Annotated in this window: 12 protein-coding genes; 5 read left to right on the forward strand and 7 right to left on the reverse strand. The window is 66.6% G+C overall.

The features are described 5' to 3' along the window. Nucleotides 1–203: 203 nt before the first annotated feature. Nucleotides 204–491: a hypothetical protein gene (locus AB6730_RS13615; protein ID WP_371024138.1), complete on the reverse strand. Its 288-nt coding sequence runs from the start codon at nt 489–491 to the stop codon at nt 204–206. Between AB6730_RS13615 and AB6730_RS13620 the strand changes: the two genes are divergently transcribed. Further along, nucleotides 451–1,275 (forward strand): autotransporter outer membrane beta-barrel domain-containing protein, encoded by an 825-nt coding sequence (locus AB6730_RS13620; RefSeq protein WP_371024139.1) that lies wholly within the window; start codon nt 451–453, stop codon nt 1,273–1,275. The genes AB6730_RS13615 and AB6730_RS13620 overlap by 41 nt on opposite strands. A gap of 314 nt (nt 1,276–1,589) precedes the next feature. Here AB6730_RS13620 and AB6730_RS13625 read toward each other — a convergent pair whose 3' ends face one another. Beyond that, nucleotides 1,590–2,312 (reverse strand): hypothetical protein, encoded by a 723-nt coding sequence (locus AB6730_RS13625; RefSeq protein ID WP_371024140.1) that lies wholly within the window; start codon nt 2,310–2,312, stop codon nt 1,590–1,592. Between the two features lie 110 nt (nt 2,313–2,422). Between AB6730_RS13625 and AB6730_RS13630 the strand changes: the two genes are divergently transcribed. Continuing rightward, nucleotides 2,423–3,106 carry a J domain-containing protein gene (locus AB6730_RS13630; RefSeq protein ID WP_371024141.1) on the forward strand — a complete coding sequence of 228 codons (684 nt, stop codon included), beginning with the start codon at nt 2,423–2,425 and terminating at the stop codon, nt 3,104–3,106. Nucleotides 3,107–3,135: 29 nt separating this feature from the next. Here the strand turns inward: AB6730_RS13630 and AB6730_RS13635 are convergent, their stop codons facing one another. From AB6730_RS13635 to tviB, 4 genes are all read right to left on the reverse strand, one after another. Continuing rightward, nucleotides 3,136–4,536 (reverse strand): TIGR03013 family XrtA/PEP-CTERM system glycosyltransferase, encoded by a 1,401-nt coding sequence (locus AB6730_RS13635; RefSeq protein ID WP_371024142.1) that lies wholly within the window; start codon nt 4,534–4,536, stop codon nt 3,136–3,138. Between the two features lie 152 nt (nt 4,537–4,688). Beyond that, nucleotides 4,689–6,332, reverse strand: coding sequence for a GMC oxidoreductase (locus tag AB6730_RS13640; RefSeq protein WP_371024143.1), 1,644 nt, complete (start codon nt 6,330–6,332; stop codon nt 4,689–4,691). A 30-nt stretch (nt 6,333–6,362) separates the two neighbouring features. After that, complete coding sequence (locus tag AB6730_RS13645; protein ID WP_371024144.1) at nt 6,363–7,373, reverse strand: NAD-dependent epimerase; 1,011 nt, start codon at nt 7,371–7,373, stop codon at nt 6,363–6,365. A gap of 16 nt (nt 7,374–7,389) precedes the next feature. Beyond that, nucleotides 7,390–8,658 (reverse strand): Vi polysaccharide biosynthesis UDP-N-acetylglucosamine C-6 dehydrogenase TviB, encoded by a 1,269-nt coding sequence (gene tviB / locus AB6730_RS13650; protein ID WP_371024172.1) that lies wholly within the window; start codon nt 8,656–8,658, stop codon nt 7,390–7,392. A 304-nt stretch (nt 8,659–8,962) separates the two neighbouring features. On the opposite strand from tviB, the gene AB6730_RS13655 reads away from it, so the two are divergent. From AB6730_RS13655 to AB6730_RS13665, 3 genes are all read left to right on the forward strand, one after another. Beyond that, on the forward strand, nt 8,963–9,613 hold the full coding sequence (locus AB6730_RS13655) for a response regulator (RefSeq protein ID WP_371024145.1): 651 nt from the start codon (nt 8,963–8,965) through the stop codon (nt 9,611–9,613). Continuing rightward, complete coding sequence (locus tag AB6730_RS13660; RefSeq protein WP_371024146.1) at nt 9,610–11,898, forward strand: ATP-binding protein; 2,289 nt, start codon at nt 9,610–9,612, stop codon at nt 11,896–11,898. Before AB6730_RS13655 ends, AB6730_RS13660 begins: the two co-directional genes overlap by 4 nt. A gap of 75 nt (nt 11,899–11,973) precedes the next feature. Continuing rightward, complete coding sequence (locus tag AB6730_RS13665; protein WP_371024147.1) at nt 11,974–12,837, forward strand: aldo/keto reductase; 864 nt, start codon at nt 11,974–11,976, stop codon at nt 12,835–12,837. Nucleotides 12,838–12,858: 21 nt separating this feature from the next. Here AB6730_RS13665 and AB6730_RS13670 read toward each other — a convergent pair whose 3' ends face one another. Continuing rightward, nucleotides 12,859–13,956 carry a GGDEF domain-containing protein gene (locus tag AB6730_RS13670; protein WP_371024148.1) on the reverse strand — a complete coding sequence of 366 codons (1,098 nt, stop codon included), beginning with the start codon at nt 13,954–13,956 and terminating at the stop codon, nt 12,859–12,861. Nucleotides 13,957–14,039 lie beyond the last annotated feature (83 nt).

Below are 14,039 nucleotides of genomic sequence, written 5' to 3' on the forward strand. Positions count from 1 at the left end.
GGATGACCCTTCCGCGTCTGTGGAATCTTTATATCGCCCGGGTCGGTGGGGGCATATACAACTGGCGTGCTAGCCGCCTTGGGCAAATGGCCGAGGGAACGGTTCTTTCTGGTGGGAGCCGACCCTGTCGGCGATGGGTGCTTGCATCACCCTGGCCCGCTGCCGCGGGATCGCCGACAAGGTCGGCTCCCACCGGAATGAACCTATCTCGTCGAGCGGAACTTGAACGAATCCAGCCGGATCACTTCGAGCGAACGGATCTCCACATGCCTGATGCGGCCGCGGCCCTGGTCGTCGTACTTCACCTCGGTCTGCCGTTCTTCGGCACCGGGCGGAATGGTCACGATGTTCCCGATCACGTTGAGGCCGGCATCCTTGAACGACACGGTGACCTCGCGATTGGCGGATGTCACCGCGAAGCGCGCGACATCCCACGACTGGTCGAAGTTGATGAAGACGACGTTCTTGTTCGTCGTGCCGCTGGGATACACCTCGAACCTGTCGTTCCAACGATACGGCTACGATTTCGACCAGCAGGTCAACGCGTTGCAGCTGGGCGGCGGATTGGTCGCGCTGGATGGCGACAACGGAACACTGCGGGCGGGCTGGGCCGCCGACCACGGCACGACCCGCGTCACGCCCAAGGCCGCGGACGGCAACAGTTCGGCCAAGTATCGCGCCAACGGCGTGTCCGCCTGGGTCACCTGGCAGCAAGGCAATGGCCTCTGGGTGGATGGCGTGATCGGTTCCACCCGCTTCCACGGCGACGTGGGTACGGACCTGCGCGGCGCGGACGTGGGCCGTATACGGGCGAACGCCTGGACCATGTCGGTGGAGGTGGGGATGCCGTTCGCGCTCGGCAACGAATGGACCGTCGAGCCGCGCTTCCAGCTCAAGCACCAGTCACTGAACTTCCGCGATTTCGTCGACGGCGATGGCCTGGCGGTGAAGCTCGGCACGGCGAAACAGACCAGTGCGCGCCTGGGTGGCCGCATCGCGAGGACGGCCAATCCCGTGTTCATGCCTTACGCCAGCCTCGATCTCACGCATACGAGCAACGGCGACCCGAAAGCCGACGTATCCAGCGAAGACTGGGATATCGCCGAGCGTTTCGGCTCCGGCCGCGTGGGTAACGCCTATCGCGTGGCGGCGGGTGCGACCAGCCAGCTGGGCGAGCATGTACAGGTCTATGGCGAAGGCACCTACCAGCACTTCGTCGGCGGCCACGGCATGCGTGGCTGGGCAGGTAACGTGGGCATTCGCGTCACCTTCTGAACACGGTCGACACCGCGGGGCCGCGGGCGAGGTCCTCCTCCCTCGCTTCCTGGCGCATCCTTGCGCATCCGTGCTTCCTGCATCGTCCGTGGCGTCCTGCTCGTCCCGCCGCGGCCTCGTGGTGTCGGGGATCAAAGCTATCTCCTTGTACCAGCGAGGAAAATAGCCCTATGGTTGTAGGCGCCGACGTCCGTTTCCGGACAGCGGCACGACGCTTTCGAAACGGGGGATGTCCGTTATCGTACGCATGCCGCGCGCGGGCGCGCCTTGCCGCACCGGCCGCGCTGGCGCCTCGTCCGGATTCGTACGATTCCCTAGCGTATGGCGATGAGCCAGAGCGCCGCGCCCTGCACGGGAGCGGCCGTCCAATGCACGCGGTAGGTGCCCGCGGCGTTCACCTGTCGCCATGCCACGGCGCCCTGCACGCCGCTCTCGTCGGGCAGTTCGACGAAGGCGTCGATCAGCTGGAAACCATCGCCCGGGACGACACTCATGCGCTTGACGCCGCCGTCGCCCCACCAGAAGGCGAGCAGCGTGGCGGGACCGTCGACATGGATCTCGCCGCTGGCGACCACCAGCGATGGTTCGGCGTACGACTGCGCGAGCGCCTGCACGCGGCTGGCGTTGCGTACCTCGACGAAGGGCAGGGATAGCTCGCCGCGCGGTTCCCCTCGCTTGACGATGGATGCGGAGTGGTTGGCACCGCCTTTGCCGTCCAGCGCGACATAGGCTTTCACGTCGAAGCGATCGCCGTAGTTCGCATAGGTCATCGCATGGCCCAACCTGTCCCAGCGGTTGCCGTAGGTGTCACGCGGCACCGCGTCGTTGCTTGCGTATCCTGCGTTGAACACGACGAACACGCTGCCCGTGGACCGGGTCTCCATCGCGGGGGTCACGGCGGGGCTGTCACCCAGGCCTTCACCCTGGCCGAGGAAAACGTGCGCACCCAGGGAAGGGGGCGGTGGATCGCCCGCCGCCACCTGCGGTGCTATCGAGAGCAGGACCACGGACGCCAGGGCGGCACGAAGACGGCGCATGTCGCTTCTCCAAAAGTTGTACTTGTCAGCGCGATGGCCGTGAGCGACGCTCGGCGTGCGGACCGCCTGCCTGACGATACGTCACGCGCGCCGCGCAAGGGGGCTCCACCGTGACGGACGAAACCGACTTCCTCGACCTCTACGCGAAGTTGCGCCTGGCTCCCGGCTGCTCGCTGGAGGACTTCAAGCAGGCGTACCGCCGCCATGTGGCGATGTGGCACCCCGACCGGCGCCGCGGCTCGCGCGCCGACCAGCTGGCGGCGGCGCGGCTGCAACGATTGACGGCGCAGTACGGTGCCGCGATGGACTTCCATCGCAGGCATGGACGCCTGCCCGGTGCGTTGCAGGCGATGCGTGCCGTCGATGCGGTGCCGGCCGAGCTTGAAAAAACGGCGGTCCCCTTGCCCGAAGCCGCACCGCGGGCGAGCGCGCCGCCACGCGCAACGCAGCGGGCGCTGGCGACTCGCTGGTGGCTCGCCTTCGCCGTGATGGCCATCGGCGCGGTGGCCTGGTCGACATGGCCTTCCAGCCAGGCAAGCCAGGAAATGGATGGGGAAGACACGGAGGAAGCGAGGGTATCCGGGGTGGCGAGCGCACCGTCCGCGTTGCAGGCGCTCAGCCTCGGCATGCTGCCGGACGAAGTGATCGGCATCGAAGGCGAGCCCACGCGGCGTGCCGATGGCCGCTGGGAATACGGCCCTTCCTGGATACGTTTCGAGCAGGGGGTGGTCGTCGACTGGTACAGCTCGCCGTTGCGCCGCCTTCGCACGGAGTCGCCACGCCCGCGGTCGTAGGTGACCCGTCGCGTCCGCAGCGCCCGGCATTACCGAGCGCCACGCCCGAACAGCACGACCTCCACCGTCTCGATGAGGATCACCACGTCGAGGAAGAGGTTGTGGTTCTTCACGTAGAACAGGTCGTACTTGAGTTTCTCCGCGGCATCCTCTTCCGACGCACCGTACGGATAGCTCAGTTGCGCCCAACCCGCCAGGCCCGGCTTGATGCTGTGGCGGAGGCTGTAGTAACGGATCTTGTTCTGCAGGTCGGAAACGAACTGCGGCCGCTCCGGGCGTGGCCCGACGATGCTCATGTCGCCGCGGATCACGTTCCACAGTTGCGGCAACTCGTCGAAACGAAGCTTTCGGCAGATGCGTCCCACCCGCGTCACGCGGTCGTCGTTGCTGGACGCCCAGCGCGCGACACCGTCCATTTCCGCATCCGTGCGCATGCTGCGGAACTTGTACAGCCAGAAGGTGCGGCCGTGCTCGCCGACGCGCTCCTGGCGGTAGAGGATGGGCTGCCCACGGCCGGATTCGATGCGAATCGCCAGGGCGACGCCGAGCATGACCGGCCAGCAGAGTAGGGCGATCAGCAGGGACGCCGCCAGGTCGAAGCCGCGCTTGGCGAACAAGGCCAGTGGCGTGGCGTTGAAACCGCCGGAAAACACCAGCCAGGAGGGATCGAGCATGGTCAGCTGCACGCGTCCCGCCTCGCGTTCGACGAAGGTGGTCAGGTCGGTGATCTGCACGCCCAGCTGACGACAGGCCAGCAGGTCGTCCATGGGCAGGCTGCCACGGCGGTCGTCCACTCCCACCACGATCTCGTGCAGCTTCTCGCGCCGCGCCAGTGCGGCGAGCGAGCCCGCCGGTTCGATCAAGAGCGATTCGGGAATCGCGACAGCTTCGTTGGTCCCGCGCACATAGCCCAACAGGCAGAAGCCGCGACGGTCCGAACGACGCCGCATGCGGTTGTGGATCTGCGCGGCACGTTGGCCGGCGCCCAGGACGAGCACGCGTCGCTTGAGCGATTCCATCTCGACCAGGCGCATGAACACCGCGCGGAAGCCCGCCGTCGATACGAAGCCGATGACCAGGGCCATGCCGAGTACGCCGCGACCGACGTAGGCCTGCGGGATCACGTAGTAACCGACGACCAGCACCAGGCCGCCGAGGATGAAGGCGATGGCATGCCGTGCGAGTTGGCCGCGCCAGCTCATCCGCAGCGTGGCGCGATATTCACCGAGCGCGGCCATGCACAGGAAGATGACCGCGGCGAACATCGCCGCGCGTGCCGTCAGCGAATGCGTGGACGCCGCGAGATCCTCCGGCGAGGTCGCGAAGCGAATCCATACGGCCACGTTGAGCGAGGCCGCGAGCAACAGGAGTTCGCAGGTGCCCAGCAAGGTGAGCCAGCGCACGATCGGCTGTCTGAACAGGCGGATCATCGGTTGTTCCCCTCGATGCACGCATGGACTGCGTGCCGGTACCCCAAGGCTATGGAGTGGCCATGCGCGTGTCGATTGCACTTCCGGCTGGCGCACGGCTAGGCCGAATGGCCGCCCGATACATGCGTGTAACGCGATGTGTATCGCCGCTGTTACAACAGCACGCGCAACTGCTCGGCAAGCCGCAGGCTGAGGGCGACGATGGTGAAGGTGGGGAACGCCCAGCCACCGGTCGGGAAGACCGAACTGCCGGCGACGTGCAGGTTGTCCACGCCGTGCACCTTGCCCTGTGGATCGACCACGCCCTGTGCCGGGTCCTCGGCCATGCGCGTGGTGCCGATATGATGCGCGGTGCCTCGAAGTGCGGGCGGACCTTCGCCGTACGTCCATGGCGCGGGTTCGAAGCGTCCGTTGCAGGCCCTGGCAAGGCCGTCGCCGGCGATGTGGGTCATGGTGCGCCAGGTGTGACGGTCGAGTTCGCTGAGGCGCCAGTCCACCCGCACGCGTCGCAGGCCCAGCCCGTCGACATCCGTACCGAGCGTGACCCGGCTGTCGCGGTGGGGCGCTTGTTCGAAGAAACCGACCAGCTCCACGCGATCGCTGCGGACCACCGGCCGGTCCGCGACCTTCTGCGCCACCGCGCGGATCACGTCGCCGATGTTCAGGCCGAGCCGGATCGCATTGATGGCGAGGCCCTGGTGGATGGTGGCCACGTCGCCGCCTGGCCCGTTCTGCAGGGCGGCGCAGAGCCGTGCCTCGAGCAGGGTCGCTTCCGTCCGCACGGGAGGGCGCAAGGCGGCGCGCAGGCCGCGCAGGGCACTGATGCCTCGGGGCACCTCGCCTTCCACGGGGAAGGGATGCACGCGCGCATTGAGGCTGCGATGGCGTCGCTGCGCTTCCATGGAAAGGCCGATTTCCGGTGCGAGCGGCGCCCGTACCTTGCCGATCGTGCGCTCGTACGGACGGGTGACGCGATCGGGCTCGTCCGCGCGGATCGTGCCGACCGTGCCCCGGGGATGGTCCATGAAATAGCGGCCGACCAGGTCGCGGTCGTTGCCGAGTCCGCTGGAAGCGACGCTGTCGGAGAGCAGGAGGATGCGCGCGTTCTCGATACCGCCCGCCGCCAGCACGTAGTGCCGCGCGCGCACGCGGCCACGGCGGCCGTCGAGCGTGCCGATGCGGGCGCCGGTGACCACGCTCGCATCGGCGCTGGATTCCAGTTCCATGACGTTCGCATGCAGCAGCACGGTGATGTTCGGTGCCTGGTGCAGTTCTTCGCGGTAGGCTTCGCCGAACGTGATGGGGCTCCTGGCGAAGATGAAGTTCACCAGTTCCCCGGCGTCGAGGTCGAGCGGGCGGCGTGGCGGCGGGCCGTCGAACGCACCGGGCCCGAAGCCATGCGACGCGTCGATACGACAGAATTCGCGGGCGCGCTCGTACCAGGGGGCGAGGTCGGCGAAACGCAGGGGCCAGCCACTGTCGGGTACCCAGTCACGCGGCTCGAAGTCGCTGTCGGCGAAGGGAATGCAACCACCGCCCCATAACGTGCAACTGCCGCCGAACACGCGCATGCGCGACGTACCGGCGTCGAAGGGGAGGTCGCCGGTGGAGCCGCCTTCGTACAAGGACTGGCTGCGATCCTCGCCGGCCAGGCCACCCCCTTCGATGAGGCAGACCGTGGTGGAGCTTCCGGCGAAGGCACGCGCGATGGCGATGCCGGCGGGCCCGGCACCGACGATGCACAAGTCGGCCTGGAGGTCGGCGGGTGCCGACCCATCGAGGTAGTCGATGATCAAGATGCGCCTCCGGTTCTTATCGCGCGCATCCTACGCACCGTAAAATTCTCGATACCAGGCGACGAAGCGCGCCACGCCCTCGGCCACGTCGATCTTCGGCGCATAGCCGGTGATCTGGACGAGCGCGGAAACGTTCGCTTCGGTGTCGGGGACATCGCCGGGTTGCAGTGGCAGCATCTCCAGCCGCGCCGTGCGTCCCAGGCATTTTTCCAGCACTTCGATATAGCGCAGCAGCTCCACCGGCTTCTCGTTGCCGATGTTGAAGATGCGATAGGGCGCGACGCCGCTCGTGCCGGGATCGGGCCGTTCGCCGGACCAGTTCGCGTCGGCGGCGGGTACCCTGTCCAGCGTGCGCAGCACGCCCTCGACGATGTCGTCGACATAGGTGAAGCTGCGCTTGTGCCTGCCGTGGTTGAAGACCCGTACAGGCTCGCCGGCGAGGATGGCGCGGGTGAACAGGAACAACGCCATGTCGGGCCGGCCCCATGGCCCATAGACCGTGAAGAAGCGAAGGCCGGTGCAGGGAAGACCGTAGAGGTGCGCATAGCTGTGCGCCATCTGTTCGTTCGCCTTCTTGCTGGCCGCATACAGCGTCAACGGATGCTCGGTGGGCTGGTGCTCGGAAAATGGCATGCGCGTGTTCGCGCCATACACCGAACTGGTCGAGGCGAAGACGAGGTGTTCCACCTCGTGCCTGCGGCATCCTTCCAGCACGTGGAGGAAACCGGTTACGTTGCTCGACACGTAGACGTGCGGGTTCGTCGCGGCATAGCGCACGCCCGCCTGTGCCGCCAGGTTGATCACCCGGCGGGGCTCGTGCGTGGCGAAGGCGGCCTCGATCGCGTCGCGATCGGCGAGGTCGGCGTGCACGTGGGTATAACCGGGCCGGCCCTCGAAGTGGGCCAGCCGCGCTTTCTTCAGGGTCACGTCGTAATAGTCGGACAGGTTGTCCAGCCCGATCACTTCGTCGCCGCGTTCCAACAGGCGCGTCGCGACGTGGTATCCGATGAAACCGGCGGTGCCCGTGACGAGTACTTTCATACGGGCGCTCGCATCGTCAGAGCCTGCCGTCCACCGCGTCGCGGGGCAGCACGTATTTCACGTCGTAGACCACGGACAACGGCTTTCCGAATGCACGAATGCCGTCCGCGCCCAGGGCGACGAACTCGCGATGGCCGACGGCGACCACCACGGCGTCGTAGTTTCCATGGGCGGGTTGCGGGATCGGCTCGATACCGTATTCGTGCATCGCCTCGCTGGCGCGGACCCAGGGATCGTGGACGTCGGCCGCGACGCCATAGCCTTCCAGGGCGTGGAGGATGTCGACCACCCGCGTATTGCGCAGGTCCGGACAGTTTTCCTTGAAGGCCAGGCCCAGCACCAGCACGCGGGCGGCCACCGGGTTGATCCCCTTGCGCACCATCAGCCGCACCAGTTCGCCCGCGATGTACGAGCCCATGCCGTCGTTCGTGCGGCGGCCCGCGAGGATCACATCCGGATGGTGACCCACTTGCTGGGCCTTGTGAGTGAGGTAGTACGGGTCGACGCTGATGCAATGGCCGCCGACCAGGCCGGGCCGGAACGGCAGGAAGTTCCACTTCGTTCCCGCGGCCTCGAGCACTTCCAGGGTGTCGATGCCGAGCTTGTTGAACAGGATTGCCAGGTCGTTGACCAGGGCGATGTTGAGATCGCGTTGCGTGTTCTCGATCACCTTGGCCGCTTCGGCCACCTTCATGGAACTGGCGCGATGCGTTCCCGCCGTGATGATCGAGCGATAAATGGCGTCGACGAAGTCGGCGACGGCGGGCGTCGAGCCCGACGTGACCTTGAGAATCCCCGTCACCCGATGCGCCTTGTCACCCGGGTTGATGCGCTCTGGGCTGTATCCCGCGAAGAAGTCCTCGTTGAAGACCAGCCCGGAGATGCGTTCCAGGATCGGTACGCAGACTTCTTCGGTACAGCCGGGATAGACGGTGGACTCGTAGACGACGACGTCGCCGCGTTTGAGAACCTTGCCCAGGGTTTCACTCGCGCGGACCAGGGGCGTCAGGTCAGGGCGGCGGGCGTCGTCGATGGGCGTGGGCACCGTGACGATATAGACATCGCACCCGGCCAGGTCCTCGACATCGGAGGAGAAGCGGAGGCGATCCGCCGTGCCGAGCTCATCGGCGTCGACTTCCAGGGTGGCGTCATGGCCCCCACGGAGTTCCTCGACGCGTTCTCGGCGGATGTCGAAGCCCAGGGTCGCGTAGCGCTTGCCGAACTCCACCGCGAGCGGCAGGCCGACGTAGCCGAGGCCGACGATGCCGATACGTACCGTGTCCAGTGGCCGCGGGATGAAGCCGCCCGCCGCCGTCCACGGGCGCCCGTTCGCCACGGGTTCGGCCACGTCGGCGTGGCCCGTGGCCCCTCTGAGGCTTGTTGTGTCCATGCCTGAGTCCTACCCCTTCGATGACGCCGGAAAGCGTAGCAATGCGGGCCGGGCTTGCCTGTATGGCTTACGGAGGTGGTCGAATGGCCGATATCGGCAAGGCGTCGACGTTTACAAGGCGTTCCCGCCGAGATATGGTTCGTCCGGCATCGCCCACGGATGTGGGCATACGACTACATAATGGCTTCCAGGTCCACTCATGTCCGCGCGATCCTACTTTGGCTCTGTGCGCGTGGCCTTGCTGGACGACCATGCGCTCGTCCTGAAAGGATTGATCGCACACCTTGAGAAATCTCCCACGATCGTCGTCGTCGGCAGCCACGCGAGCAGTCGCAGCTTCCGCGCCATGCTCGCCACCATGCCGGTGGACGTCGCCCTGATCGACTATTCGCTCGCGCTGGACGACATCGACGGCATCGCCCTGATCAAATTGCTGCGTGCGGGCTATCCGAGGATGAAGATCCTGGTGGTATCCGCGCACGACCAGGGGTTGGTGATCCATAGCCTGCGCCAGGCCGGTGCCGATGGATTCGTCGCCAAGAGCCAGGACCCCGACGAAGTGATCCGCGCCATCGACGCGGTCATGACCGGCAGGGAATACCTGCCGCCGCGCGATCAGGACATCGACGAGCCCACCGGGGTGGTGGCGCTTTCGCCGCGCGAATGGGAGGTGATCCGGCAGTTGCTCGAAGGGTTGACCGTTGGCCAGATCGCGGCGCGGTCGGGCCGTAGCCTGAAGACGATCAGCACCCAGAAGTCCGCCGCGTACCGCAAGCTGCGCGTCACGTCCGACAACGAGCTGTATCTCTTGCGGGAATACATCCTCGCGCTGGGCGCTGGCCCGACGTGAGGCGCGCCTTCGCGTTCATCCTCTCGTTGCTCGTCGTCTCGTGCGTCGTGGCAGGCGAGGTGCCGGATGCGGAAGCGCGCAAGCGCTGGATCGCCGCGCACCCCGAATTGCGGATAGCGATCGATCCGCAACAGGGGTCCGAGATAAGCAACGGCCAGTCCAATCCGCTGGTCAGCCAGTACCTGGAACTGGTGGCGCGGCATACCGGGCTGCGCGTCACGACGGTGCGCACCCGCTCGTGGGAGGAATCGGTTCGCGCCTTCCTCGACGGGCGCATCGACATGTTGCCCTCGCTCAGCGACCGCCTGCTCATGGCGGACGTGGGCGACCGGGCGCTGATCTCGGCGCCGTTCTACGTCGGCCGTACCGTCATCATCAGCCGTACCGTGGGGCCGGCGACCCTCGACATGCATGCGCTCGAGGGTCGCACGATCGCCTTCAAGGGCGGCGGCGTCTACGAATCCTGGCTACGCCGGGAACATCCCTCGATCACGCGCCTTCCGCTGGCCGACGTCCACCAGGTGCTCGCCGCGGTGGAGACGGGTATCGCGGATGCCGCCGTCGGCGTGGACGTGGCCTATCACCCCATCGTCCGGCGCGACTACACGTTGAGCCTGCGTATCGCCGGCAACGTCAACGAAATGCCGGTCACCATCCGCGTGGCGGTGCGCAAGGACGCACCGGAACTGCTCGGCATCCTCGACGACAGCCTGCGCGGCGTCAGCGCCGGCGAGAACCAGGCGGTGATCGAGCGCTGGCTGGAAACCGCCTACCTGCGCGCTCCCACGTTGTCCCAGGTGGCTTCCGCCTACCGCGTGGAGATCGGCCTGGGCATTGCGCTCGTGCTGGTGCTGTGCTTCGCCCTGTGGCAGCTGCGGCGCGCGCAACTGGCCTCGCGCAGGGGCGAGAAGCAGAAGACGATGCTCCTGGCGGTCATGAGCCATGAAGTGCGCAACGCGGTGAACGCGGTGGCCGCATCGGTCGATCTTCTCTCGCGCACGTCGCTGGAGGGACCGCAACGCGACCTGATGGCGATCGCGCAGTCGAGCAGCCGGAATCTTCAGAATCTTCTCAAGAGTGCGCTGGACTACAGCCGCTCGGAAAGCGTCGGTTTCACCGCCGACCTTGCCGCCTGCGATGCCGTCGCCGTGGCGCGGCAGGTGATCGAAGGCCAACGGGGGGCGATCGAACAGAAGGGATTGGCGGTGCGCCTCGACCTGCCGATGGGACCGTTGCCCTGGTTGTTGCTCGACGAGACGCGCCTGCGCCAGCTGATGGAAAACCTGCTGTCCAACGCGGTGAAGTTCACCGAGCGCGGGCACGTCGGCATCGCCATGTGGCAATCCGCCGGCGAGGCGGTGGACGACGTGCGCCATTTCATCGTCGAGGTGTTCGATACCGGGATCGGTGTGCCGCCGGAAAGGCAGCGCCAGCTCTTCCGGCCATTTTCACAGGCGCATGGCCTGCATTCCGCACGCATGGGAGGCAGCGGGCTCGGCCTGGGCATCTGCGCGGAAATCGTGCGCCACCTCGGTGGACGCATCGACCTGAGCAGCGACGTCAGTGTCGGCACGGCGGTCCGGATCGAGTTGCCGACCAGCCGCGTTCCCGTGATGCCCGTGGCCGACGGGGCGGACACGGCCGCCGGCGAAACGGTCCCCGCGGTGAGTGGCGTCGTATTGCTCGTCGAGGATCACCCGGCCAACCGGCAGATCATCGCGGCGCAGTTGAAGTTCCTGGGCTACGAGACCCATGCGGTGGACCATGGCCAGGCGGCGATCGATGCCTTCGTGCCCGGCCACTTCGCCGGCGTATTGCTGGACTGCGAATTGCCGGACATGCAGGGCTACGACATCGCATCGGAACTGCGCGCGCGCGAGGCCACGGCCGGCGTGTCGAATACACGCTTCATCGCCATTTCGGCGAACGATGGCGAGGCTCACATCCGGCGTTGCGAGGAAAGCGGCATCGACACGGTGCTGGGCAAGCCGCTGTCGCTCGACGCACTGAAGGACGCCCTCGCCGGCGCGCCGGGAACGACGCTGGCCGAACGGACCTTCCACGACGAGAGCCTGCGCGATGTCGCCGCCATCCGCGCGGCGATGGAAGAGGCCGATCCGGAGACGGCCTTGCACGTGACGCACAGGCTCAAGGGCGCCGCCCTGGTGCTCGGTGCGCTGGCCCTGGTGGAAGACGTGGAGCGCATGGAGGCGTTGCTCCAGGCGCGTCCGGTGCCGCGCGGCGACATCGATGCCTTGCTGCAAGAAATTGCCGATAGGTTGTGACGTTCCTTTCAATTTCCGTCACGGTCCCCCATGTCATGCTGGTTTCCTTCGTCCCCCCAAGTAACGGAGTCCAGCATGACAAGCATCAACGCATCCGCAAGCGGCACGTTCAGGATTGGCGGCGACCTCGAGGTCAACCGCCTCGGTTTCGGTGCCATGCGTATCACCGGCAAGGGCATCTGGGGTGATCCCGCCGACCCCAAGGCCGCGCGTGAGACGCTGGCGAAACTGCCCGCGCTCGGCGTGAACCTCATCGACACCGCCGACAGCTACGGCCCCTATGTCAGCGAAGACTTGATTCGCGAGGTATTGCATCCGTACAAAGGCATGGTCGTCGCGACGAAAGGCGGTCTCACCCGGCACGGCCCGGATATCTGGGCCCCGCTGGGCCGTCCGGAGTACCTGCGCCAATGCGTGCTGATGAGCTTGCGCCGTCTCGGTGTCGAGCGGATCGACCTCTGGCAGCTGCATCGCATCGACGCCAAGGTGCCGCGCGACGAGCAGTTCGGCGTGATCCGCGACATGCAGAACGAAGGCCTCATCCGCCACGTGGGCCTGTCCGAGGTCAATGTCGAGGAAATCGAAGCCGCCTCGAAGTTCTTCAAGGTCGCGACGGTGCAGAACCTGTACAACCTCGGCAATCGCCAGAGCGAGGCGGTGGTGGATTACGCGGACAAGCACGGCATCGGTTTCATCCCCTGGTATCCGCTCGCCGCCGGCGATCTCGCGAAGGACGGTTCGGTGTTGTCCGGCATCGCGAAGAAGCTAGGAGCGACCGATGGCCAGGTGGCGTTGGCGTGGCTGCTGAAACGCACGCCGGTGATGTTGCCGATTCCCGGCACCGGTAGCCCCGGTCATCTCGAGGAAAACGTCAAGGGTGCCTCGCTGCAGCTTTCGCAGGAAGATTACGAAGCACTGGAGCACGCGGTAAGGAAGTGACCCGGGCAGGGCAGGGCGTACCTAGCGTGCGTGGAACGACGGCTGGTCCGCCCGTTCCGCGCGCGCCTCGTAAAGCTTGCGGTCCGCCATCGCGAGCGTGTCCGACAGGGCCGCTCCGCGAGGTTTCAGCGCCGCGCCAAGCGTGAAGGCGATGGGTGCTTCCGCCGCGTCCCCGCGCAATTGCTCCACGAGGTGCGCGAGGCGGTCGTCGTCCGCGTCGCCCACGACGACCAGGAACTCGTCGCCGCCCAGGCGGATCACCGGATCGCTGTGGCGGACGTGCTTGCGCAGGAACTGCGCCACGCCGACCAGTACGTCGTCGCCGCGTTGGTGCCCGTAGGTGTCGTTGACCGCCTTGAAACGGTCGAGGTCAACGGCGATGCAGCCCAGCGGTTCATCCATGGAGGATTCCGCCAGGTAGGCCAGGTAGCGGCGGTTGAAGCACTGCGTGAGTGGATCGCTCAGCGACCATTCGCGCAGTTGCCGTTCCTGCCGGTGTTGTTCCGTGATGTCCTGGGCGTGGCCGAGCACGTAGCGTTCTTCGCCATCGTCGTCGAGCACGTTGTGGTACGCCCAGATGCGCAGGTCGCCGTTTGCCGCGCACAGTTCCAGGCGTCCCGAGTCGCTGCCCGTGGCGGCGATCCGCTGCAGGTACTGCTGGAACAGCGGCATGTTCTCCGGCCGCATGAAGTCGGAGAGGGGGCGTCCCATCAGCTGGTTGATCGGGTAGCCGAGCGATCTGGCCGCGGCGGGATTGATCGAGAGCAGGATGCCATCCAGGTCGTGCGTGCAGATCAGGCCGAGGCTGAACTGGAACAGCTGGCGAAAGCGCCGCTCGCTCGCTTCCACCGATGCCACGGCATTGCGCAGGAGGTCCTGCCATTCCTGCGCGCCGCGCCGGAGATCGCGTTCGGCGGTGATTTCCCGGGCCAGTTCCGCCGTGCGTTCGACATCCAGGCTGCGCTGTTCCAACACCAGTTCGGCCACCTTGGCCAGTTCCGCGAGGATCGTCTTCTGCCGGACGTCGAAGTGCTCCCGTGAGCCGGCGGCGGCCAGGTCGGCAAGCGTCATCGGCGCGCCCGCCACGACCGAGGCGGCCCGCAGGAGGCTTTCGAACAAGGGCTGGCGCGTGCTGTCCAGGCGGGTCTCCGTATGGCGTGGATCTTGGGGGACGATGGTATGGGACGGTACCGGTTAGCCCG

It is taken from the genome of Luteibacter sp. RCC_6_2, assembly GCF_041360655.1.
Taxonomy (GTDB): Bacteria; Pseudomonadota; Gammaproteobacteria; order Xanthomonadales; family Rhodanobacteraceae; genus Luteibacter.